We start from the raw sequence: 23387 nt of genomic DNA on the forward strand, positions 1-23387 counted from the left end.
AGGTCAGGGTTTGCGTCCGATGAGAATGACCCGGCGCGAAGCATCTGCCACGTATGCCGAAAGGTCATAGTCGCCGAAAATGGACTGGACGTGCAAACCGGCGGCTGCAAAAAAGTCCTTCAGCATGGGCAGGCGGATGTCCTTGACGCGCTCGACAAAGCGGAACGACCGGCCGCCATCTTCAAAGGCAATCGTCTTGAGGATGAAGCCATCCCGGTATTCGCGTTGGATTTCAAAGCGGATGCCGCCGATGACCTGTACGCTGAAGGGCGTCAGGCGGGGAACAACCCAGTGGGCGTTGAGAAAATCGAGGACGAACCAGCCACCCGCATCAAGCGCTTGGGCGGCAGCGGCAACGACGCGCGCATTTTCGTCGTCGTCGGCAAAGTAGCCAAAGCTGGTGAACATGTTGAAGGCGCTGCGGTAGCCGCCACGGGCAAAGGGCAGCCGCATGTCGTGGACGTGGAACCGCAGGGTTGCACCAGCGTAGCGCTGGGCGACGGCAATACAGTCCGGGGAGATGTCGAAGGCGTCCACTTCGAGGCCGTGTTCGTGGAGGCAGGTGGCGTGGCGGCCGCGTCCGCAGCCGATGTCCAGCACGCGGTCGCCGGGGCGCAGCTCCAGATGTCGTACGAGGTTGGCAATGAAGAAACAGGCTTCGGTTTCGTCCCGGTGGTGGTAGAGCAGGGCGTAGTATGGGCTTCCGAACCAGTCTTCACCGACCAGGGCAGCGGAGGTTGGGGCAGTAGATTCCGGCTGCGTCATAGGTGGAAAAGCTAATGACGGCCGGCGGGAAAACGCAAGCCGTAGTGGTGTCGTTCCTGAAGCTTTCCCGTTGTCGGCCTGGCTTGCCGGTCGGGTCACGGTTTTTCCGGCGCCGGGAGGTTTCTCCGGTTGTATCCGTCTTGTCCCTCCGTCATAATGGCAACACATTTCCAGCTTGTACTGGGCGAAGTTCAACGCTCGCGGGCACGGCCCGGAATCATCCTGAAAGGAAACGGCTATGCGCGGAATACCTGGACTGATCGGCATCGGCTGCTTTTTGGCAGGTATTTACGGACTCGGACGCAAAATTGTCCTGACAACCGGCAGCGGGGGCTTGTTTTACAGCAGCGGCCGCGGCTGGTGGTATGGCTGGTGGTATGGCATTGCCGCCGCCGGCACGGTGCTGCTGGCGCTGGCCGGACTGCTGGCCGTGGTGTTTTTGCGCGGGCAGGCCCGCTGGATTGGAGCTGGTCTTTTGGGGCTGAGCGGTATTCTGGTCGTCTTTTCCGGGCGCGCCGTGCTGCTCCCGACGACACTTTTTGAGTTTCTCGTCTCTGCCTTCCTCATGGCGATAGGCGTCAAGCTGTTTCTGAATTCGGCGCTGGCGAACCGTGGGCTTGGCTACTGACCCGGACTGGCAAGGGAACGGCATCTGCCATGAACCCCTACTTCTGGAACGGGCTGCAACACGCGCTGGCTGGTCTGGCGTGCGCGTGGGGCTTTTTTGCGCTGGCGAAGAAACTGAAGGCGACCGCATCACCACGGTCAGAGCCAGCGTCAGAAGCCGCCTCCGCACGTGCGGACGCAGACCCCTCGCCCGTACTGCTGTCACAGGCAGGGTTCTGGCTGGCGCTGCTGATGGGGTCCAGTGCGCTGTTTTTTCTGCCGGGGCACATTGACCGTCCGGGGACGTGGGCTGACTGGCTCTGGCAGTTTACCCACTACCCCATACCGGACTGGGACATTTTGTGGCTGGGAATGCCCTGGCACCGGTGGTTTCTGACGCACTCGGTGCTCATTCCGCTGGTCGTCGTTGGGCTGACGTTCGAGCATCGGCTGTGGCGTGCGGTCGGCTATGGTCTGGCCGTCGGTGTGGCCAGTCACCTCGCCTGGGATGCGATGACGCAAAGCCCCGGCACGCCGATTGTCTTTCTACCGGATGTGTTTCTGATTCGGGGTGACACCGCCCGGACGTGGCTTCTGGTCCAGGCGGTGCTGGCCTTTGGATTGGCCCTTCTGGCTGAACGGCGGCATCCAATGGATACCTAGCTGGGAATTCCCTGTGGCGAATGGCCGTTCGCCCGTGCGGTTTGCGTTCCGCCGTTTGTCCCGCTGCTCAAAACCGGAGTGGCTGTTGTCCGGTCTTTCTGGTATGGCGTTGGGTCGAAGCTGGCCCACGTGATGCCTTCCACTCCGTCAAACCGCTGCGCCATCACCGCCAGCGCCTCCGGGTTGTTGTCCACGAGCAGGAAACGGCGGCCGAGTTCCAGCGCCGCCGCGCCGGTTGTGCCGCTGCCGGCAAAGAAATCCAGCACCAGCGCGCCGGGCAGCGATGACGCCTGAATGATCCGCCGCAGAATGCCCAGCGGCTTCTGGGTCGGGTAGCCCGTCTTTTCGGCACTGTTCGTCGGCACAATCGTGTGCCACCACGTGTCCGTGGGAAGCTTTCCCCGCGCCGCCTTCTCCGGGCCAACCAGTCCCGGCGCCATGTAGGGAATGCGCTCAATGGCGTCCTGATTGAACACATACCCTTCCGGGTCCTTGACGTAAAACAGAATGTTGTCGTGCTTCGCGGGCCAGCGGCGGCGCGGACGGCCACCGTAGTCATACGCCCAGATGATTTCGTTCAGGAAGTTCTCCCGCCCGAAGATGCCATCGAGCAGGATTTTGCAGTAGTGGACTTCGCGGTAGTCCACGTGGAAATACAGCGAGCCGTGCGCGGCCAGCACCCGGTGCGCTTCCACCAGACGCGGTTCCAGAAAGGCCAGGTAGTCGTCGAATTCGTCGCCAAAAGACCGGCGGCCGATGACCAGGCTGGCGTAGCGCCGCCCCTGAAAACCAGTCCGGTCGCCTTCGTCCGAGCGTACCGTCCGCAACTGGGTCCGGCGCTGAACCCGGCCGGTATTGAACGGCGGGTCAATGTAGATGAGGTCCACCGAAGCCGACGGCAGGCGCGCCAGCACGTCCAGGTTGTCGGCCAGATAGATGCTGCCTTTCGCGTCGGATTCCAGCATGCCTGCCTTCAGTCCCGCGAATCCACAGGATGCGGGGATTTGGAATAAGCCCTGTGGCGGACGCACACCAAATCCTGACACATCCGATGATTATCGGAAACTGGCGCTATTTCCGTTCCTTGAACTGCTCGTAGAGTTCCGTGTGGCGGCTCGTCAGTTGCGCCGGACGGCCGTCAATGAAGGCATATTTGACGCGCGTCCGGGGTTCGAGCAGATCGCCATCGGCGACCACGACGTTCGCCATTTTCCCCACATCGAGCGATCCCAGACGGTCGCTGACACCCAGCACTTCGGCCGCCGAAAGCGTCACCGCCCGCAGCGCCGCCTGTGGGCTGAGGCCAAACGCCGCCGCCATCCCGGCGTGATAGGGCAGGTCGCGGACATGCGCCCCGTTGTCACCCGTCGAGATGCAGAACTTCACACCCGCCTGGTGCAGCTTGGCTGCATTTTCATAGAGCACATCGTAGGGATCATCTTCCCGGCTGGGCAGGTCGAGCACACCCGTCAGAATGACCGGGACGTTTTTGGCTTTGAGTTCCGTCGCACACATCCAGGCGTCATTGCCCCCGACAATAATCGGGCGCAGCCCCATGTCCTCGGCAAAGGCCAGCACGGCGCGAATGTCCTGCGCCCGGTCAGCCCGGAAAAACACCGGCATTTCACCGCGCAGCGCCGGCAGCAGGCTTTCATACACAACGTTTGTCGCCGGACGCGGGATGTTCGGGTCGGCGGCCGCGGCGGCTTTGGCGCGGCCGTAATCCGCGGCTTCGCGCAGCACCTGCCGGAGTTCCTCGACACGCCGGTTGCGCGTCGCAATGGCCTCGGCAATGTTGGCCGGCGGCGGCTGGCGAAACGCTGCAAACGGCCCCCCGCCACCGGTGTTCAGCCGTGGAAAGTTGATGACCAACCCCAGCGACGGTACAACCGCCATTTCCTGCGGCGACGTTCCGTAGAGGTTGATAAAGGTTGCCTGTCCACAGATGACGCCGCCATCAGGCATTGTCGCCACATTCGTGATGCCGTTGTAGCGTGTGACGCGCACGTGGGCGCTGTGCGGATTGACGGCCACGATGGCGCGCGCGTTCGGGTTGTAATCGCCGACTTCGCCCTGATCCACCGTGGCGGCTACAGCCGGGATTTCAACCAGGCCCAGAGACGTTGCCGCGTCAATCATGCCGGGATAGACCGTCAGCCCTTTGCCATCAATGACCTGCGCCCCCGGTGGAATGGAAACGGTTGGGCCGATAGCCGCAATCCTGCCATCCCGAATAACCAGCGTCCCGCGCTCGATGGTTTCTCCACTGACCGTTACCAGTCGGGCGTCGCGGATGGCCACGGTCACGCGCGGCGCAATATCAAGCTTTTGCTGGGCAAGGGCGTCAAGTGTCAGGGCCAGGCAGAAGCCAAGGCCCGCTACCAGCCGAAACCAACGAAGTTGACCAACAGCTCTCATCGTCGCGCTTACTCCTTTGTCATCTGCATGCAGTTGTCGCCGAAGCTGTAGGCCGGACGGCGGCGGGCCGGCACCGGCGGCGGTGCGCCGCCACCCTGTGGACGGTTGACTTCCGCCGCTTCAAGCTCGGCGCGCTCCCTGGCCAATGCCTCGCGTCGCGCCAGGTCGGTTTGCCGGTCAAAAAACACTTCGCCGTCTATGAACGTCGTCTCAACACGGGCATAGACGCTCAGAGGATGCGCCGTCCAGATCGCCAGGTCGGCATCCTTGCCGACTTCCAGTGAGCCAACCCGCCGGTCAATGCCCAACTGAATGGCCGGGTTGATGGTGATGAGCCGCAGCGCCTCGTTTTCGGTCAGGTCGCCGTACTTCATGACGCGCGCGGCTTCCATGTTGAGCCGGCGCGCGCGTCCGTCATCATCCGAGTTGAGCGAGACAATGACACCGGCGCGGGTCATCAGGGCGGCGTCATGCGGAATGGCGTCGTAGGCTTCGACCTTGTAGGACCAGAAATCGGCAAAGGCGGAAGCGCCGGCGCCGTGTTTGGCAATTTCACGGGCAATTTTGTAGCCCTCCAGCACGTGCTGGAGCGTCCGCACCCGAAAGCCGAACTCCTCGGCCAGATTCATCAGCATCAGGATTTCCTCGGCGCGGTAGCAGTGCGCGTGCACGTAGCGTTTGCCTTCCAGAACTTCAACGAGCGGCTCAAGCTGCAAGTCCCGCCGGGGCGGTACGACATTTTCGCCACGGGCTTTGGCGGCGTTGTAGTCATCCCACTGGCGCTTGTAATCCCGCGCCCGCACGAAGGCATCACGGATGGTTTCCTCCACGCCCATGCGTGAGTTGGGATACCGCTGCGTCTGGCCCGGAAAACGGAAGTTCGACCGCTTGGGATTTTCACCCAGAGCAAACTTGATGCCCGGCGGAGCATCGGGGAACAGGAATTCCTCAATGGGCCGCCCGTACTTGATCTTGACGACCTGGTTTTGTCCGCCAATCGCGTTGGCCGAACCGTGCAGCAGGTTCAGCGTCGTAACACCGCCAGCCAGAGCGCGGTACAAATCCACGTCGTTCGGGTTGAGCACGTCGCGGATGCGGCACATGGAAGTCACTGAAAGCGAACCCTCGTTGACCGCGTCAATCATCGAATGCGAGTGACAGTCAATGATGCCCGGCAGGACGTACTTCCCCGTGGCATCAATGACCCGCGCGCCGGCTGGAGCTGTCAGACCCTTGCCGATTTTGGCAATCTTGCCGTTCTCGATAAGCAGGTCACTGTTTTCCAGCGTGCCTTTGGTGACGGTCAGCAGGGTGGCGTTCCTGATGAGCGTTGGTGTCTGGGCCTTCTGCTGGGCTGGCGTCCGGGCCGGCGTTCCGAAGCCGAGCGCCGTTGCCAGCCCACAGGCGAGGGCAAAGCGTAAGGGTGTGGTGTTCAGCATACAAACGTCCTCAGACCTCCGAGCGGGGTGATGGCAGGTTGCCGACTGGGGCGGTGTCGTGCCGCCACGTGGGGCCGGCCGGTTCGTCAGGCGGTTGACAAGCTCCCTCATTCGACGGCTTCTCCGCGCCGGAAGCTGTTTTCTTCTTCCGGGAGCAGGGGGTTTTCGTACAGGTGTGCGCCATTCCATGTCCAACGCCTGGGGATAACCTCCGGCGCGCGGCGGTCGCGTGGGTAGGCGCGCAGCGATGAGTAGTGCGTCACGAACGATTTGCGCGTCAGGTTGGGATTGTTGACCTTCGTCCCGCCGTGGGCCAGCGCAGCGTGCCACACGAACATGTCGCCCTTCCTGGGAAGAAAAACCTGGCGTTCGATGCCCCGTGCCGCGCAGTGTCTTTCCAGGTGTTCCCGGAAGGCATCTTCCCGGAGCGGCGATTCCGGCGTCAGAAAGAGACCGTTCCCGAAGTTGAACTTGGGCAGCCGGTGGGAACCAGGGAAATAACCGAGCGGGCCGGCGTCCGGGTGCACGTCCTCCAGCGCAATCCAGGAAGCAGCCAGGTGGCTGGGAATCTGCGCCACGACGTAGGGAAAGTCCTGGTGCGTCCATTGTTCCGAGCCGTGGATGAAGGTCAGCGACTGCATGGCCACAACCTCGTCCTGAAACACATGGCGCAGAAACGTCACGGCCTTGGCGTTGAGGGCCAGTTTCTTCCCGGCCACCGAGTGGTTGTGAAAGTCCATGAGCCGAAGGTGATGTTCGCCTTCGAGTGTTTCCCGGGACAACGCCTGCACCGGCTGGACGCCAAAACTTTCTCCCAGAACGAGCGCCCGCCAGCGCCGCTGTGCATAGAGTTCTTCGATGTCGGCCAGGTAGGCGTCAATCAACTCGTGGCTGACCGCCTGGGGAAAGATGGCATAGCCCAGATCGCGCCACGACCGCAGTGCCGGCCCGAACATGTCCTGTTCCGCCTTGGAAAGGCCGCGCAGATAGCCTTCGAGATCGGCTTCCGGGCGGTCAATCCAGGGCAGCGTCTGGGGATCAAAGTCAGGTTCCGCCGCCTTGTCCGGGATGCTGCGGCGTCCGGGGAAAAACGTTTTCAGCCACGATCCAAGCATTGCTCTCTGGTTTGCGGGCGGCTTACCCGTCATTACTGGGGGCGTGTGCCGCTGAAAGCCGCTGTACCTTGCGGAGAAGTCACCGTCCCTTCGAGGCTGTTGCCGTTGCCGGTGCCGCTGAGCTGGAGTTCGATGCTGCGGCCGCCGAAATCCACGCGGGCCGTGGCTTCCATGCGGTTGCCGGTGACACGTCCGTTGCTCAACTCCACGGTGCCGACCGGCCCCAGGCTCAACGTCCCTGACACATTCGTGCCTTCCTGCCGGAGCGTCATCGTTGCCGGAAGGCTCTGCGGTCCGAAGGAGATGGTGAGGTTCCAGGTACCGGTAAAGTCAAAGACCGCTCCCGACCCATTGGCTGTGCCGGTTGCCGCTGCGCCCGGCGTCGCCGGCGGAGCCGTGCCCCGTTTGAACAGGCGTTCGGGTTCGGCTTTCCCGTCCACGGTGAAGGTTCCGCGCAGTTCGTCACTCGTGTACTTGCCGGTAAAGATCGCCGCCCTGGTTGCGCCATCCCGTGGCAGGTCAGCAACGAATCGTACTGTGGAAAGAGAAGCGTCTTCATCCAGACCGAGACGCAGTTCACGTACCTCGATGTCGGTGTCGCCTATGCGCACCTTGCCCTTGAGTTCGTTGTTCTCACGGCTGAAGGTGAGCTTCAGGTCTTTTGTCTCCCACGTGCCGGCGATCTCGCCTGGCGTGACGTTGGAGCCGCGCAGGTTGACCATGGCCCCGTCAATGAAGACGAAGGCCACTTTGCGCCTGGCATCAAAAAGGTCGCCCCGCACGGCAACCAGGTTGGCAACCTTACCGGCTTCAAGGGTTCCAAGCCGGTCAGCCAGGCCAAACATCTCTGCCGGTTGGAGTGTCAACGCGCGAATGGCCGCCTCAGCCGGCAGGCCATTCTCAATGGCCTTTTTGACGTTTGACAGGGCTTCTGCCGGGGACAGCCCGCCGGTCTGGAAAGCAAAGGGAATGCCGGCGCTGTGCAGTGCTGCCGCCGTTTTGAGCGCTGCTATGCGCGCCCGGAGCAGGGAAAGCGGTTCCGGATCAGCTTCGGGCGCAAAGGCCGTGGTGCGCTTGGGGAAATTCAGCGACAGCAGCACAGCCGCCTGGGCCGCCTTCAGGCGGTCGGCCACCTTTTCGGCTTCACGCCCACCAGCAATGATAGGGCGCAGGTTGAATTCGCGGGCAAAGTCGAGCGCCCGGATGATTTCGCGTTCGGTGTCGGCGTGGAAGACCACGGGCAGTTCGCGGTTGAGCGCCGGAAGCAGGGCTTCGAGCGACGGGTCATCCGCCGGCCGCTTCATGCCCCGTGGGTTGGCGCGGTAGGCCGCCCAGTGTGCCTGATACTGCTGGGCATCGAGAAATGCCTGCCGCACCATGGAAAAAACGCCCATAAGGGAGTTGGGATAACCGCTGCCGGAAACCACCCGAAAGGCAATATGCAGCGCCACAGGCGTGCGGATGACCATTTCGCGGGGCGAGTCGGCCGCCAGGGCAATGACAGCCGACCGCCCCAGAACGATGCCGTCGCGCGGAATGGTCAGCGCCGTGGTGAAGCCGGCCTGCCGGGCGGCTTCCAGTCCGTCCCCGTTCGGGCGGACAAGTTCGGCCGCCAGAAGCTCCGGCTGGAAACCGTTTGGACGGGTCGAGTTGGCCAGCCCGCCAACCGGTACGGCTGGAGGCGTCGTCCCCGGTGCGGCCCGGACAGGTCCCGCTGGTGGCGGCGTGGCCGGCGGCGCTGGTGCAAAACCAAGGTGCCCAACGGCTTCCATGAGACCGGGATAGACCGTCAGGCCCGTGCCATCCAGTTGGCGCGCATCGGCTGGCGGTTTGACATCCGCGCCAACGGCGACAATGAGGCCATTCCGCATGACAACCGTCCCCCGTTCAATGGGCGGACCGGCAACTGGAACAAGACGGGCGTTGACGATGGCATAGCTGCGCGCCGGTGTAACCTCACCGGGTCGCTCGGACTGAGCGGCGGCCGGCGTCAGCAGGGCACTGCCAAACGCCAGACAAAGCACAACAGAGAGCGTGAATTTGAGCATTGACTGTGAACAGGAGAAAAAACCGGAAGTCAGCCCCGTCTTCGGTTTGGACAGGGAGTGGGAAACACCCAATATGGCGCAATCAATTCTCCCTGACCAGACCGAAAACATTTTTTTACAACGGCGCGCTTTCCGGTGAATGTCAGCCAACTGCGGCCTGTGGCAGGTAGCGTTTGGGCAAAACGTTCAGGATTTGGCGCGGCGGGCAAACTCGCCGGTCGTGGTATCCACGACGATACGTTCTCCGACTTCGATATACAGCGGCACTTTGACGCTCGCGCCGGTGCTGATGCGCGCCGGTTTCGTCACCTTGCCGGCGGCCGTGTCGCCGCGCGCGCCGGGTTCGGTTTCCACAACCTCAAACTCCATAAACTGCGGCAGTTCCACACTGACCAGGTTCCCTTCGTAAAACAGCGCCTTGAGCTGCGCGTTTTCGGTCAGATAGGGCGTCAGCCGCTCCATCGCCGAAGCCGGCAGGGTGTACTGCTCATAGGTTTCCTGGTCAAGAAAGACATACTCGCCGCCAGATTCGTACAAAAACTGCACTTCCCGCTGGTCAATGTCGGGTTCGTCGAATTTGTCGCCTGATTTGAAGGTTTTTTCCAGGACGGCCTGGGTCAGAACGTGGCGCACGCGCGTGCGGACAAGCGTTGCCGCGCCCCGCGCCGAGGGCGTCTGAACCGTCCAGTCCAGGACGGTGTAGGGTTCACCATCCACGAGGATGTAGGCCCCGCGTTTGAAGTCAGATGTTGAAAGCATGGCAACTCCTCCCGTGCATCCATCAGGCGTCGTAGTCAAGGGAACGGGCCCAGCTTTCATGCTGCGCCAGTTCGGCCAGTTGGCTTTCGAGCTTGTTCCGAATGAGGTCCACGGCGCGGTTGCCCATTGCCAGCCGCAGAGGTGGGTTCTCCATAGTGACCAGTTCCAGCATGGCACGCGCGGCTTTGACCGGATCGCCTGCCTGCCTGCCATTCGCCTGCTCAAAGTAACGGCGCATGGCACCGGCCGTGGCGGCGTAGTCCGGGATGGCCGGCGCAACAACCAGCGAGCGCCCGGCAAAGTCCGTCCGAAAGGGACCCGGCTCGATGATGACCACCTTGATGCCCAGCGGCGCAACTTCCTTCGCCAGCGCCTCCGAGACGGCTTCAAGGGCAAATTTGCTGGCGCAGTACAGCCCCAGTCCGGGATTGGCCAGCACACCGGCAATCGAAGACAGGTTCAGAATCCAGCCCTTTCGCTGGCGGCGCAGGTAGGGCAGAAAGGCCCGCATCACGGCCAACGCGCCGAAAAAGTTGACCTCCATCTGGCGGCGAATCTGCTCGTCGGTGACTTCCTCGATGGCACCAGCCGTTCCGTAGCCGGCATTGTTGACGACAACATCCACCTGTCCGAGCCGTTCGATGACCTGGGCAACGACCCCCGGCACGGTGCCAGCTTCTGTCAAATCGAGATGGAACGCATGGGCGCGACCGGGCGCGAGTGCTTCAAAGGCGGCCAGGTCAGCAGGTCGCCGCGCCGTTCCGGCCACGGTGTGGCCCTGTTCAAGGGCAAGTTTGGCAAGTTCCAGACCGAAACCGGTCGAAACGCCGGTAATGAACCACGTTTGCGGTGAAGGCATCGCTTTTCCTCATCCACGGGCGTAGGGGCACGGGAGTAAGGGAGGCATCCGTCCGGGTGTCCCTGATGTATGGCGCGCATCGTCAGTCGGCCGGCGGTTTTTGGCAACCGAATTGCACCAGCGCCGCCAGACTCAGGATGCCATGGAGCGTCCAGGCCAGGGTACGCCACCAGTTTGTGGCCACCAGCGTCTGGAGCGTCGTCGCATCAAAGCCCGCGGCCAGCCGGTCATGGCACGGTACGGAAACCAGGGCCGTGACGCCAAATGCCAGCCCGACACAGCCCAGTCCGCCCCAGAGCAGCCCGCGCGCAACGCCGGGCGGCGGCTGGAAGGCAAGCCACGCCGCGGACAGTCCTTCGATGAGCATGGGCAGGGCGACGACCGGGAAAATCGCCGCCACGTGCCGGTGATGATAGTCGGTGAAGGCGTCCGTCCCGACGTGGCGCAGCAGCGGATAGTGAACCTGCTGCACGAGCCAGATCACGCCCGTCATGTAGAGCGCCGTTGCCGTATTGAGGCTCAACACCCACCACGCCAAGTTACTGGACATCGGCAGACCTCCGGCAGGCTACGGATGGGAATCTCCCCGCAAGGCCGCATTTGGCGGCCGGATGTGTTAGTTTCGTCACGGAGCATGAGTTCCTTTCCTGACGCTTCAACCCCTTACATCCCACACGGAGGCATTATGGCAGTCAAAGTCGGCATCAACGGGTTCGGGCGCATTGGGCGCAACATTCTGCGGACGGCGCTGGGGCACACAGACATCGAGTTCGTGGCGGTCAACGACCTGACCGACGCCAAAACCCTGGCACACCTGCTCAAGTACGATTCCATTCTGGGCAACCTGACCAACCACACCGTGACGGCGCCCGATGAGAACACCATTGCCGTGGATGGGCATCCCATCCGGGTGTTCAAGGTGCGCAGTCCGGGCGAGATTGACTGGGCTTCGACCGGGGCGCAGATCGTCGTCGAGTCCACGGGTCTGTTCACCAACAAGGACAAAGCCGTGGGCCACCTGCGTGACAGCGTCAAGAAGGTCATCATTTCGGCCCCGGCTAAAAACGAAGACCTGACCATCGTGCTGGGGGTCAACGAGTCGGCTTACGATCCGGCGCAGCACCACGTCGTCTCGAATGCGTCCTGCACGACGAACTGCCTGGCTCCAGTGGCCAAAGTCATCCATACGGCATTTGGTATCGAAAAAGCCATCATGACGACCGTGCATAGTTACACGAACGACCAGCGGATTCTCGACCTGCCGCACGACGACCTGCGCCGGGCGCGGGCCGCGGCGCTTTCGATGATTCCCACCAAGACGGGCGCGGCCCAGGCCGTCGAACTCGTCATGCCGGAACTCAAGGGCAAATTCGATGGCATTGCCGTGCGCGTTCCGACGCCAAATGTCTCGCTCGTGGATGTGACGTTTGAAGTCGCCAAGGCAACCGACAAGGCCGGCGTCAATGCCGCGTTGCGTGAAGCCGCCGAAGGTTCACTCAAGGGGATTCTGGGTTACTCCGAAGAACCGTTGGTTTCGATTGATTACCGGGGCGATGACCGTTCATCCATCGTGGACGGCTCTTTCACCCGCGTCATCGGCGGTCATCTGGTCAAGGTGCTGTCGTGGTACGACAACGAGTGGGGCTATAGCTGCCGCGTGCGCGACCTCATCAAGTTCATGGCTGAAAAGGGTCTCTAGGGCTTAGGCACGGTCGGCACTGCCGTCTGCGCCAAGTTGGGGAAACGGAAAAGCCAGCCGTTTCCCCAACGACATTTGGGTGACTTCCGGGCCGGTCACTCGTCGTCTTCGGGCATCAGCGCGTGCCCATCGAGCATTTCCACATAGTCGTAAGCCGCCTGTTTGACAACCCGCGGGCGGCTGCCGTCAATCGGGCCGATGAAGCCTTCCCGTTCCATCATGTCGAGAATGGCGGCGGCCCGGCCGTAGCCAATCCGCAACCGGCGCTGAAGCACCGACGTGGAGGCTTTCCCCATCTGGACGACAATGCGCACAGCTTCGTCATAGAGGGCATCGCGCTCGCCCACGCCGGCTTCGGCTGCTTCAACTTCCTCTTCCGACATCTGCACGCTTTCATCGTACTGCGGCGCGCCCTGCTGCTTGAGAAAGTCCGTGATGCGGTTGATTTCGGTTTCGCTGACATACGCTCCGTGAATGCGGATGAGCCGTGAGGAGCCGGGTGAGAAGAGCATGTCGCCCTGACCGAGCAACTGTTCGGCCCCGTTGGTGTCGAGAATCGTGCGGGAGTCCACCTTGGAAGAAACCCGGAAGGAAATCCGCGCCGGAAAGTTGGCTTTGATGAGGCCGGTGATGACATCCACGGAAGGCCGCTGCGTGGCAATGACGAGGTGAATCCCCACGGCGCGTGCCATCTGCGCCAGCCGCGCAATGGCGGTTTCGACTTCGTTCGAGGCCACCATCATCAGGTCGGCCAGCTCGTCAATGATGATGACGATGTAGGGCAGGCGCGGCGGCGGCCCGTCGGGAAAGCGCGTCGGATCGGGGGCTTCCGTCACGGCGCGATTGAAGCCTTCGATGTTCCGTACGCCGACGCTCGCCAGCAGTTTGTAGCGGTTCTCCATTTCGCCCACGGCCCAGTTGAGTGCATTGGCGGCCCGCTTCGGGTCGGTGATGATGGGTGTCAGCAGGTGTGGAATCCCGGCGTACAGCTCCAGTTCGACACGCTTCGGGTCCACCATGATGAGCCGTACATCATTGGCCGTGGATTTGAACAGGATTGAGCAGATGAGCGAGTTGATCATGACGGACTTGCCCGAACCCGTCGAACCGGCAATGAGCAGGTGGGGCATTTTGGCCAGATCGGTCGCGTATGGCTCGCCGTTGATGGTTTTGCCGAGCGCGATGGGCAGGCGTCCGGGGTTGTCGCGGAACACGTCCGATTCGATGATTTCGCGCAGGTAAATGGTGTCGCGGCGCGCGTTGGGGACTTCAATCCCGATGGTGGCCTTGCCGGGGATGCGATCAATGCGTACCGACTCCGCCTGAAGGCCCAGACAGAGGTCATCCACCAGTCCGGCCACCCGGCTGTACTTCACGCCGGGGTCGGGTTTGAAACCGAAGGTCGTGACCACAGGACCCGGCTCGATTTCGAGAATTTCACCGATGACATTGAATTCACGGCACTTTTCCGCCAGCAGGCGGGCCCGTGCGCGGAGTTCTTCATCCGACTGGCTGGTTTGGGGCGGCGCCGGGGTCAGCATCTCCACGGTCGGCAGGGCATAGGCCGGCTCTGCACTGGCCCTGGCTGGAGCGGCTGCGGCCGCACCCATGGACACCGGGCGTTGGCCGGCAGCCGGGACGCCAGCCGGTACGGCCGGTGCTGATGTTGGCGGCGTCGGTTGGCGGCGGACGATGTGCACCGCCTGTACCATTTTGGCCACTTCCTGCTCAGCGTTGGCCGTAAGCTGTCGTTCGGCTGCGGCCAGCCGGCGGTGGGCGGCAGAAACTTCGGCCGGACTGCCGTTTTTGTCGCGGTCTTTATCGCGGACAAGGGGGTTGTTGCCGCTGTTGCGCCGTTCGATGGCTTCGCGGGCCAGCCGCCGGACTTCCGAAACGGTGCTGCGTGATGGTTCCGGCTGAGGTTGAGACGACACTGCCGCCGGGACGGGCGGAGCGGCCGGAGGCGCGTCCGGCAGGGGGTGGTTGGGTGGCTCACTGGGTGGGGCATCCGCTGGCGCAGCCGTTGCCGGAGGCGTCGCCGGGGTTTCCAGATCAACCGCCGGTGTCCCGTGTGGCGTCCGTTTGACCGGAGAGACGATACCGGGCGCTTCATCGCCATAGAGGGCTTCGGCAATCCGCTGCTCATCGCGGCCCTTGTCCTCTGTCGTTTCCGGGGAAGGGGTGGCGGCATTGGGCTTGGCGCGTTGGCGTGTGGAAGACAGCGGATGAACGCCGTTGGTCATGGCGGTTGCCGGGTGGTCGTTTGTCTCCGGGGCAGGCTTGACCCGGCGCAACGGGAGTTCCTGCCACCACCGTAGCAACCAGCGGCGGGGTGAGAAGGTCGTCGCCAGCATCAGCGACAGCACTGCTGTCCCACTCAGAAGCAGGCCCGTGCCCACCGGGTTGAGTGCGGATTCCAGCCACTTTTCAATCGCAAAACCAATGAAGCCCCCCAGACGGATGCGGTCGTAAAACAGCGGCAGTTCCTGAAACAGGGACAAAAAGCCGGCCAGCGACAGCAGAACACCGCAGATTCCGGTTGCCTGTTCGGCAGACACCAGCAGGGCTTTCCCCCGAAAGACCTGCACGGCATGCCAGCCGAGCAGCACCGGCAAGCCGTAGGCTAACAGCCCCAACCCCTGAAAGAGCACGTCGGCAAGATTGGCGCCAACAACGCCGACGGCATTGTGCCGCTGGTCAGTCCGGGCGCTGACGCTCCAGGACACGTCATCGGGATGAAAGGACAGCAGGGCAATGGCCAGGGTTAGGGCGCACAGTCCAAGGACGATGCCAAGGGCTTCCCCAAAGCGTGAGGAGAAGAAACCGGTCGGCCCTTTGTGCGCTACAGGAGGTGAAAAGCTGTCCGTCGTCGTTGCACTCATCATCGTCATACGACCGCCAAAGGGGACCCCAACCACGATTGAGGCTCATTCGTCATCGCCAGCCACGAGGACGCCATCGGGTTGGCGGCTCCTGGCAACCAGGTATTCCTTGATGAAGTCATCCAGATCGCCGTCGAGTACACTCTCCACATCGCTGCGCTCCAGCTTGGTGCGGGTGTCTTTGACCAGGCGGTATGGGTGTAGCACGTAATTGCGGATTTGGGAACCAAAGGAAATGTCCCGCTTGGCGGCCTCCAGCTTGGCGCTCTCGGCCCGCCGGCGTTCGAGTTCAAGTTCATAAAGCCGTGATTTGAGCACTTTCAGGGCCACTTCACGGTTCTGATGTTGTGACCGCTGGTTCTGGCACGAGACGACGATGCCGGTCGGCAGGTGGGTGATGCGAACGGCGGAATCTGTGACATTGACGTGCTGACCGCCGGCCCCGGAGGAACGATACGTGTCAATCCGCAGGTCTTTTTCGTTGATTTCAATCTCGATGTCGTCTTCGACCTCCGGGGTGACGAAAATGGAAGCAAAGCTCGTTTCGCGCGTCCCGGAGGAAGAAAAGGGTGAAATCCGCACCAGCCGGTGCACGCCGCTTTCACACGAAAGCAGGCCGTAGGCATAGTCGCCTTCCACTGTAAACTCCGCCGAAGTGATGCCGGCTTCCTTGCCCGGCTGGACATCGAGCAGGCTGGTTTTGAAGCCACGGCGTTCGCACCACCGCAGGTACATGCGCAGCAGCATTTCGGCCCAGTCTTGGGCATCGGTGCCGCCTGCGCCCGACTGAATGCGGACGATGGCGTTGTTGGCGTCATTCGGCCCCGATAGCAACATCTGGGTTTCGTCCGCTTCAACTTTCTGCTGGAGCACCCGCAGGCGTTGTTCCAGTTCTGTCAGCGAGGCCGGGTCGGCTTCGGCAAACTCGAAGAGCACCTCCAGGTCGGCTGTCTCGCGGTCATAAAAGGCCGCGGTTTCGATGGCCTGGGCCAGTCGGCGACGTTCCTTGAGGATTTTCCGGGCCTGCTCCTGGTCATTCCAGAAGTCCGGCTGGGCAATCCGCGCTTCTACCATTTCCAACTGCGGACGCTTGCTTTCCGGGTCAAAGAAACCTCCGCAGGTGGGTGATGCGTTCAAGCAGCGCGTCGTAGGTGTGACGAAGTTCCAGGGTGTCGGGCATAGGTGTTGCGTAACCTTTCTGTGGCGTCCGTGTAAATCGAGGCTAAACCAAACCGCTGCTGCTGAAAACCGCACAGGGCTTGGAAAAAACCGTGAAAATACACGGAAAACCGAACTTTTCAACGTTTCGTGGAACCATGTATCACCCGGAACGCCGGGGCTGGCGATTTGCCTGTTCAGAGGAATGTTGATTCGCTACCTTGGCGCAGCGCCGCGTCTGGTTCCAGCGAAAGGGTAGGAAACGCCGGCCCTAATCTTTCCCAGTCCTTGTGCAAAGTTTGTCTGTTTGATGAGTCAGCCCGACGACGAGGTTCTTGGAAAAGCCTACGATCACCGCCTGGCACGGCGGCTTCTGACCTATTTGAAGCCCTACCGGGGGCGGGTGGCGCTGGCCATTCCGCTCATTGCGCTCACGGCCGGTTTCGAGTTGCTGGCGCTGAACCTGACCATGGCGGCGATTGACCTGTTTTTGCTGCCGCCGGCCCCGGAGCGGCTGGGGTTGTTTTCCCGCCTGTTGGCGGCCGGGTTCGAGGCGTTGGGCGGGCGTCCCGCGCCGATGGACGGCGTGGCCGTCATCGGCAGCCTGTATCTGGGCCTGATGCTCGTCGTTTTTGGGCTGACCTACTGGCAGACGTTGCTGTTGAACGGCACGGGGCAGTTTGTGATGTATGACCTGCGCCGGGAGCTGTTTGCCAAATTTCAGCGGCTGCCGCTGAGTTACTACGACCGCACGCCGATTGGGCGCATGACGACCCGCCTGACCTCGGATGTGGACGCCCTCAACGAGCTGTTCACTTCGGGTTTCGTCACCCTGTTGAGCGATGTTGTGGTGCTGGTCGGGCTGCTGACCTTTCTCTTTCTGGTCAACTGGAAGCTGGCTCTGGTGAGTCTGGTCGTTGTGCCGCTGCTGACGGCGATCACGGCCTGGTTTCGTCACCACGCCAGTCGTACCTACCGTGAAGTGCGCATCCGTCTGGCCCGCATCAACGCCTTTCTGCAGGAACATCTTTCGGGCATGGCAACGGTACAGTTGTTCAACCGTGAAGCCCGCGAAGAGCAGGCGTTTGAAGCCATCAACGATGCCCACCGGCGGATCAACATCGAGACGATTTTTTACTACGCGGTGTTTTATCCGGCGATTGGTTTTGTCAGCAATCTGGGCGTGGCGCTTGTCATCTGGTACGGCGGCGGGCAGGTTCTGACCGGGACGCTTTCGCTGGGCGCGCTTTTCTTTTTCATTCAGGCGATGCAGCGTTTTTACGAGCCGATTCAGGACATCAGCGAGAAGTACAACATCCTTCAGGCGGCGATGGCTGCGGCGGAGCGGGTGTTCAAGGTGCTCGATGAGCCGCTGGTGATAACTTCTCCGTCGGCGCCCAAACGGCCGGCCGTTATGCGTGGCGAAATCGAGTTTCGGAATGTGTGGTTTGCCTACAAGGGGGAAAACTGGGTGTTGCGGGACGTGTCGTTTCGGGTTGCACCGGGACAGACCGTGGCGCTCGTTGGGGCGACGGGTGCCGGAAAGACCTCCATCACGAGTCTGCTGATGCGTTTTTACGATGTGCAACGTGGGCAGATTCTGGTTGACGGCGTGGACGTACGGGAGTTCGACCTGACAGAACTCCGCCGTTACTTTGGGGTGGTGTTGCAGGACCCGACGCTGTTTGCCGGGACGATTGCGGACAACCTCCGGCTGGGCGCGAAGGATATTTCCGAAGACCGGTTGATTGCGGCGGCGCAGGAGGTGCAGGCGGATGCGTTCATCCGGCGTCTGCCGGGTGGGTATCAGGCGGAAGTCAAAGAACGGGGCGCAACGCTGTCGGTGGGGCAGAAGCAGCTTCTGGCGCTGGCGCGGGCGCTGGCGTTCGATCCCCGGATTCTGATTCTCGACGAAGCCACGGCGAGCATTGACAGTGAAACCGAGGCGCTCATCCAGTCAGCCATTGAGCGTCTGCTGGTGGGGCGCACCTGTGTGGTCATTGCCCATCGGCTTTCCACGGTGCGCCGGGCGGATAACATCATTGTGCTGCACCGGGGTGAGATTCGTGAAATGGGGACGCATCAGGAACTCGTGGCGCGCGCGGATGGGATTTACCGCCGGTTGTACGAGTTGCAGTACCGCGAGGCCACGCCGCCGCCACGCGCCGCCAGCGCAGCCACAGCCGCCCGGTCGCCCGTATGAGGAGCCTGTCCATGAAACCCGGCAGGATACTCTGTTTGAACCCAGCGCGAAGAGCCAGTGTCACGGCGTCAGGTATTCAAGACGGATTCCAGCTTTTTTCGGATGCTTGCCGCCGGTGTTGTTGGTGCCCGTGCAGTGCAACAACATTTGAATTCCCTTGGACATAACGTTGTTGAACTGGAGCGGGGAGCGCTCTCAACCCGGATTTGGCGCAGTGTGAAGCGGAAACGGGTCCGCATCCCGGACCTGTGTTGCGCACGATGTGGCGTTCGTATCGAATCGCGAGCAAAGACAAAGACAGAGTTGAGCAGGTCGCACTCACCTGGTGAGGCGGAGCGGGCCTGGCACTATGGGATGCTTGACTCGGACTGGGTTGCCTTTCCCATTCTGTCAGCGGACGAAAGCGTTTGGAGCGCAGGCCGTCTGCATAAACAGCGTTCTCTCTGGAGAGAACGTCACTTGACGGCCTGGCAGGTCGAAGACTGGATAAACCTGTTCACAGTACAGTCTTTCAAGCAGGTCACACCGGAACAGCTCAAGCCGAAGGGAATTAGCGAAGGGGCAGAGGTTCAGGTGAAGTGGAAAGCCCGCTTCGCATCCGACAGCGGCTGCGTTGTTGATGTAAATGAGAAACACCTTGAATATCTGTTGGACAACAACCCATGCAGGTGCCGGCATTTCAAGCTTGCCGAAGACGTACGCCCATTCCTGGCGGCCGGGGACAGCTTTCAGCGTCACCAGGTACTTGCCGGTCAGGTTAAGCCCCTGACAACCGACGAATCCCGCTGTGTGGGCATCTGTGACGTAGCGAGACTGCTTGCTTCACGCGAGCGCACCCTTCGTTTCACCGGTTGCAAACTCGCCAGGCTGGCAAAGGCCACTGAGCTTGAGGGTGTTGTCAGGGCTTTGGCAGAAGACAGGGAAGAAGATGCCTATGTTCGCATGGAGGCGAAAGCTTACCTCTGTGAAGTGGTTGGAGACTCTGCTGAAGAACAGTTCGATGCCATCTTGAAAGACACTGATGAGGAAATGCGATTGGAGGCCGTCGTAACCTTGGCTGAGACGCACACACCGACGGCTTTTGATCTTTTGTGTACCGTCCTTCACGACACCAATCAGCCACTTTTTCTGCGGAGTGCCTGTGCGTGGGGAATCGGATGTCACGGAACCAAAGAAGCCGCAGAGGTTCTTAATCCAAGCGTTTGCAGATGTGGCTTCTGAAATTCGTGAGGAAGCACTCCATGCACTCCAAGACCTTGGGGCTATCGGATTTGACCCGCTCGTGAAAGGGTTGGAGAACCCCTCTACTGACATCGCTGCGGGAGTTGCCGAAGCCTTGCGCCGGATTCCCAATGTACCAGTAGGGAGGATTGCGGAACTCGCAGAGCAAACCAGCTCGACTTGGCCCGCCTGGACTCTGGCACATCTTCCGAAGGAAGCCGTCACACCCTACGTCGCCGCCTTGCAAAGCAGGCGGCCGGATGTTCACTACGCCGTCTCCGTGCTCTGGAATTTCCTGGAGAGCTGGATTGCTGCCGACTGGACGCCGGGAGCCATGCCATGACCGGAATTGCCGCCACGACACCTTTCCGGCTACTGCCGACGCCGGTTTACACTACCCGGCAGGGTGCTTGCTATCTTGGTGACGCCATGGACCTTCTTCGGCTTCTCCCAAACGACTGCATAGACCTTGTGGTGACTTCTCCGCCATTTGCCCTCCTGCGCCAGAAAGCTTATGGCAACAAGGAACAATCCGAATATGTCGGGTGGCTGTGTCGGTATGGTGCTGAAGTGCGGCGGGTGCTGCGTGAAACCGGCAGCTTTGTACTTGACCTGGGTGGGGCCTATCAGCGCGGCGTTCCAGTGCGTTCGTTGTATCCGTACCGCATTCTCCTGAAGATGTGTGATGAGGTTGGTTTCTTTCTTGCAGAAGAATTCTTCTGGTACAACCCGTCCAAACTGCCCTCGCCTATTGAGTGGGTGAACAAGCGCAAACTCCGCGTGAAGGACGCCGTCAACACCGTGTGGTGGTTCTCGAAATCCGAGTGGCCGAAGGCGGACGCCCGACAGGTTCTGGTTCCTTACTCCAAGCGTATGAAAACACTGCTGAAGAATCCACAGGCATTTTACCAGCCCAGGGAGCGGCCTTCTGGCCACGACATCAGCCTGGGGTTTGCCGTGGACAACGGTGGTGCCATCCCCTCGAATCTGCTCCAGATTCCCAATACCGAAAGTAACTCTTCTTACCTGCGCCTCTCGAAGCTTGTAGGTGCGGAACCCCATCCAGCCCGTTTCCCACCTGCCTTGCCTGAATTCTTCATCCGGTTCCTCACAACGGAAGATGATCTGGTGCTGGACATCTTTGCCGGATCAAACACCACAGGAAGTGTGGCCGAGCAGTTTGGACGGAGGTGGATGGCGATGGAAATCAATCCGCAGTATGTTGCCAGTTCGGCGCTTCGGTTCCTGAACCATCTTTCTGAGCGGGAGGTGAGGGACTATTTTGCCCGGCTGTCCGCAGGTCAGAAGTCTATCCCGGTGGACCTGTCGGGTGCGCCCAAGTTATTTGAGCAGGCCGCCACGGGCGAACCATAGTCAATCCATGGGGATGAACCGTGTTGTGTCTTTGGAGATTTCGTCACATGGGGACGCATCAGGAACTCGTGGTGCGCGCGGATGGGATTTACCGCCGGTTGTACGAATTGCAGTACCGCGATTCCGCAGCGCCGCCGCCACGCGCCGCCAGCGCGGCCACGGCCGTCCGGTCGCCTGTATGAGGAAGCTGTCCATGAAACCGGGAGAACGGTTGAAAGCCCAGCGGGAAGAAATACTGCGTATTGCGGCAAGGCACGGCGCACGGTATGTGCGGGTTTTCGGCTCCGTTATCCGGGGTGAGGCTGACGAACGAAGCGATATTGATTTTCTCGTAGAGGATTCGGCGCTACACCCGCGCCAAGCAGAAGCTGATCAAGCTGCTCGAAGAATACCGTCAGGCCCTCATCCACCAGGCCGTCACCGGCAAGATCGACGTCCGCACCGGCAAGCCGTACCCGGCCTACAAGGACTCCGGCGTCCCGTGGCTGGGCCACGTGCCGGAGCATTGGGAGGTACGCACAATCAAGAGCCTTGCGGGAAAGGGATACAAGACCTTTGTAGACGGCGACTGGATCGAGAGTCCATATATTAAGAGCTGAAGGAATCCGACTGATTCAGACAGGAAACATTGGTATCGGTCACTACAGGGAGAAGGGATTCCGCTTCATCGACGAAGAGACGTTTGTTGCATTCAGGTGCACTGAGATCATGCCGGGAGACGTTCTAATTTGCCGCCTCGGTGATCCGGTTGGGCGAGCGTGTTTGGCGCCCAACCTCGGAGTACGCATGATCGCGTCGGTCGATGTGTGCATTCTGAAGCCGAACGAAAGTGCAATCGCGGCATTCCTGGTGTATGCGATGTCATCACCAGTCTACCTAGAGTGGATAGGCTCGCTTGTTCGCGGAAGTACTAGAGACCGTGTCAGCCGCAGCATGCTTGGCCGATTCTGTGTGCCTCTTCCCCCCCTCCCCGAACAAACCGCCATCGTCGAATACCTCGACGCCGAGACCGCCAAGCTCGATACCGCCATCGCCGTCGCACGCCGGGAAATCGAACTGCTGCGCGAGTACCGCGAGCGGCTCATCGCCGATGTGGTCACCGGCAAGGTGGATGTGCGCGAGGTCGCGGTACAGTTGCCCTATGAGCCGCCTGAGGAGGAGGCTGGAACCGAGGAAGAAAAGCCTGTTGCCGATGAGCTCGCAACCGTAGATTCGCAGGAAGAGGCGAATGGCGAAGAGTAAATCAACATCGAAGCATCAGGTGATCCGAGAACCGCTGGCTGCCCAGGGCGGCGAGATTGTGCTTTATCAGGCGCCCGACGGCTCGGTCAAGCTGGACGTCCGCCTGGAAAGGGATACTATTTGGCTCAGCCAGAAGCAAATGGCTCTCCTTTTCGATACGGAACGAAGTGTTATCACAAAGCATTTGCGCAACATCTTTCAAAGCGGAGAGCTTGAAGAAAAAAGCAATGTGCAAAAAATGCACATTCCCGGTTCGGACAAGCCTGTCGCGTTCTATAGTCTGGACGCCATCATCTCTGTCGGTTACCGGGTCAACTCCAAGCGCGGCACCCAGTTCCGTATCTGGGCTACTCAGGTGCTGCGCGACCACATCCTCAAGGGCTACATGGTCAATGCACGACGGCTGCAGGAACTGCAACAGACAATCCGGCTGGTTTCCACGCTTGCGGACCGGCGAGCAATGAGCGGCGAGGAGGCAACAGGTCTGTTGCGGGTGGTGCATGACTACGCCGTGGCGCTCAAGCTTCTCGACGACTACGACCATGGCCGGATTCCGCTGCCGAGATCGAACCGATACCCACTGCGGGTGGTGGGCACAAGCCTGAACCAGAACTCGACCGGCTTTCCAACATCATTAAGGCGTTCAACGATCAGTTCGGCAACATTCCGTGGACTGATGCCGATCGGGTGCGCAAACTCATTACTGAGGAAATTCCGGCGCGTGTTGCTGCTGACTCCGCCTATCAGAACGCTCGGAAGTTCTCGGACAAACAAAACGCCCGCATCGAACACGACAAGGCGCTCGTTCGCGTGATGACAGCGCTGCTTCAGGACGATACAGAGCTATTCAAACAGTTCAGCGATAACGATAGCTTCAGACGCTGGCTGACCGACACTGTATTTGCACTTACGTACGGCGAAGGCCGCAGCGTGTGA

Annotated in this window: 20 protein-coding genes and 3 pseudogenes; 12 read left to right on the forward strand and 11 right to left on the reverse strand. The window is 61.1% G+C overall.

The genetic code is table 11. The features are described from left to right. Nucleotides 1-3: 3 nt before the first annotated feature. A complete protein-coding gene (locus J8C01_RS12305) occupies nt 4-765 on the reverse strand; it encodes an SAM-dependent methyltransferase (RefSeq protein WP_211433143.1) in 762 nt (253 codons plus the stop codon). A 238-nt stretch (nt 766-1003) separates the two neighbouring features. On the opposite strand from J8C01_RS12305, the gene J8C01_RS12310 reads away from it, so the two are divergent. Continuing rightward, nucleotides 1004-1393: a hypothetical protein gene (locus J8C01_RS12310; protein ID WP_014101268.1), complete on the forward strand. Its 390-nt coding sequence runs from the start codon at nt 1004-1006 to the stop codon at nt 1391-1393. Nucleotides 1394-1422: 29 nt separating this feature from the next. Next, entirely contained in the window at nt 1423-2034 is a 612-nt protein-coding gene (locus J8C01_RS12315; protein WP_211433144.1) for a DUF5942 domain-containing protein, read from the forward strand. Here J8C01_RS12315 and J8C01_RS12320 read toward each other — a convergent pair. The 8 genes from J8C01_RS12320 to J8C01_RS12355 all read right to left on the reverse strand — a co-directional run bounded on the left by J8C01_RS12320 (nt 2031) and on the right by J8C01_RS12355 (nt 11222). After that, on the reverse strand, nt 2031-2999 hold the full coding sequence (locus tag J8C01_RS12320; protein ID WP_211433145.1) for a DNA-methyltransferase: 969 nt from the start codon (nt 2997-2999) through the stop codon (nt 2031-2033). The two genes, J8C01_RS12315 and J8C01_RS12320, sit on opposite strands and share 4 nt — an antisense overlap. A gap of 106 nt (nt 3000-3105) precedes the next feature. Next, on the reverse strand, nt 3106-4452 hold the full coding sequence (locus J8C01_RS12325; protein WP_211433146.1) for an amidohydrolase family protein: 1347 nt from the start codon (nt 4450-4452) through the stop codon (nt 3106-3108). Between the two features lie 8 nt (nt 4453-4460). Further along, nucleotides 4461-5891: an amidohydrolase gene (locus tag J8C01_RS12330; RefSeq protein ID WP_211433147.1), complete on the reverse strand. Its 1431-nt coding sequence runs from the start codon at nt 5889-5891 to the stop codon at nt 4461-4463. 107 nt (nt 5892-5998) lie between these two features. Then, complete coding sequence (locus tag J8C01_RS12335) at nt 5999-7006, reverse strand: phytanoyl-CoA dioxygenase family protein (RefSeq protein WP_211433148.1); 1008 nt, start codon at nt 7004-7006, stop codon at nt 5999-6001. Nucleotides 7007-7038: 32 nt separating this feature from the next. Next, entirely contained in the window at nt 7039-9054 is a 2016-nt protein-coding gene (locus J8C01_RS12340) for an amidohydrolase family protein (protein WP_211433149.1), read from the reverse strand. A 186-nt stretch (nt 9055-9240) separates the two neighbouring features. Further along, nucleotides 9241-9813: an elongation factor P gene (gene efp / locus J8C01_RS12345; protein ID WP_211423958.1), complete on the reverse strand. Its 573-nt coding sequence runs from the start codon at nt 9811-9813 to the stop codon at nt 9241-9243. A gap of 22 nt (nt 9814-9835) precedes the next feature. Then, nucleotides 9836-10672 (reverse strand): oxidoreductase, encoded by an 837-nt coding sequence (locus tag J8C01_RS12350; RefSeq protein ID WP_211423957.1) that lies wholly within the window; start codon nt 10670-10672, stop codon nt 9836-9838. 82 nt (nt 10673-10754) lie between these two features. Continuing rightward, nucleotides 10755-11222, reverse strand: coding sequence for a hypothetical protein (locus J8C01_RS12355; RefSeq protein ID WP_211433150.1), 468 nt, complete (start codon nt 11220-11222; stop codon nt 10755-10757). A 135-nt stretch (nt 11223-11357) separates the two neighbouring features. On the opposite strand from J8C01_RS12355, the gene gap reads away from it, so the two are divergent. Further along, nucleotides 11358-12371 carry a type I glyceraldehyde-3-phosphate dehydrogenase gene (gap, locus tag J8C01_RS12360; RefSeq protein WP_014101258.1) on the forward strand — a complete coding sequence of 338 codons (1014 nt, stop codon included), beginning with the start codon at nt 11358-11360 and terminating at the stop codon, nt 12369-12371. A 95-nt stretch (nt 12372-12466) separates the two neighbouring features. On the opposite strand, the gene J8C01_RS12365 is transcribed toward gap, so the two are convergent. Then, nucleotides 12467-15256 (reverse strand): DNA translocase FtsK, encoded by a 2790-nt coding sequence (locus J8C01_RS12365; protein ID WP_211433151.1) that lies wholly within the window; start codon nt 15254-15256, stop codon nt 12467-12469. Nucleotides 15257-15298: 42 nt separating this feature from the next. After that, a protein-coding gene (prfB, locus tag J8C01_RS12370) for a peptide chain release factor 2 (RefSeq protein WP_211433152.1) occupies nt 15299-16433 on the reverse strand; the annotation gives its coding sequence in 2 pieces (ribosomal slippage) (nt 15299-16366 and nt 16368-16433; 1134 coding nt in all). A gap of 288 nt (nt 16434-16721) precedes the next feature. Between prfB and J8C01_RS12375 the strand changes: the two genes are divergently transcribed. The 9 genes and pseudogenes from J8C01_RS12375 to J8C01_RS15405 form a co-directional block, all read left to right on the forward strand. Beyond that, nucleotides 16722-18614 (forward strand): ABC transporter ATP-binding protein, encoded by a 1893-nt coding sequence (locus tag J8C01_RS12375; protein ID WP_211433153.1) that lies wholly within the window; start codon nt 16722-16724, stop codon nt 18612-18614. A gap of 459 nt (nt 18615-19073) precedes the next feature. Beyond that, nucleotides 19074-19835 carry a HEAT repeat domain-containing protein gene (locus tag J8C01_RS15390; RefSeq protein ID WP_249355523.1) on the forward strand — a complete coding sequence of 254 codons (762 nt, stop codon included), beginning with the start codon at nt 19074-19076 and terminating at the stop codon, nt 19833-19835. Further along, the gene (locus J8C01_RS15395) at nt 19825-20178 is read left to right on the forward strand and encodes a hypothetical protein (RefSeq protein WP_249355524.1); all 354 of its coding nucleotides are present in this window, start codon (nt 19825-19827) and stop codon (nt 20176-20178) included. The genes J8C01_RS15390 and J8C01_RS15395 overlap by 11 nt, the downstream gene beginning before the upstream one ends. Further along, nucleotides 20175-21209, forward strand: a complete 1035-nt coding sequence (locus tag J8C01_RS12385) for a DNA-methyltransferase (protein WP_211433154.1) — start codon at nt 20175-20177, stop codon at nt 21207-21209. The genes J8C01_RS15395 and J8C01_RS12385 overlap by 4 nt, the downstream gene beginning before the upstream one ends. A 47-nt stretch (nt 21210-21256) precedes the next feature. After that, nucleotides 21257-21391, forward strand: a complete 135-nt coding sequence (locus J8C01_RS15525) for a hypothetical protein (protein WP_256444043.1) — start codon at nt 21257-21259, stop codon at nt 21389-21391. 11 nt (nt 21392-21402) lie between these two features. Further along, nucleotides 21403-21546 (forward strand): annotated as a pseudogene (locus J8C01_RS12390) (nucleotidyltransferase family protein); the annotation flags it as partial. Between the two features lie 329 nt (nt 21547-21875). Next, nucleotides 21876-22451: a restriction endonuclease subunit S gene (locus tag J8C01_RS12395; RefSeq protein WP_256444049.1), complete on the forward strand. Its 576-nt coding sequence runs from the start codon at nt 21876-21878 to the stop codon at nt 22449-22451. A gap of 238 nt (nt 22452-22689) precedes the next feature. Then, nucleotides 22690-22812, forward strand: a pseudogene (rhuM, locus tag J8C01_RS15400) (RhuM family protein); the annotation flags it as partial. Nucleotides 22813-22997: 185 nt separating this feature from the next. Further along, nucleotides 22998-23387 (forward strand): annotated as a pseudogene (locus J8C01_RS15405) (type I restriction endonuclease subunit R); the annotation flags it as partial.

Origin of the sequence: Chloracidobacterium sp. D (genome assembly GCF_018304685.1) — a bacterium.
Taxonomy (GTDB): Bacteria; Acidobacteriota; Blastocatellia; order Chloracidobacteriales; family Chloracidobacteriaceae; genus Chloracidobacterium; species Chloracidobacterium thermophilum.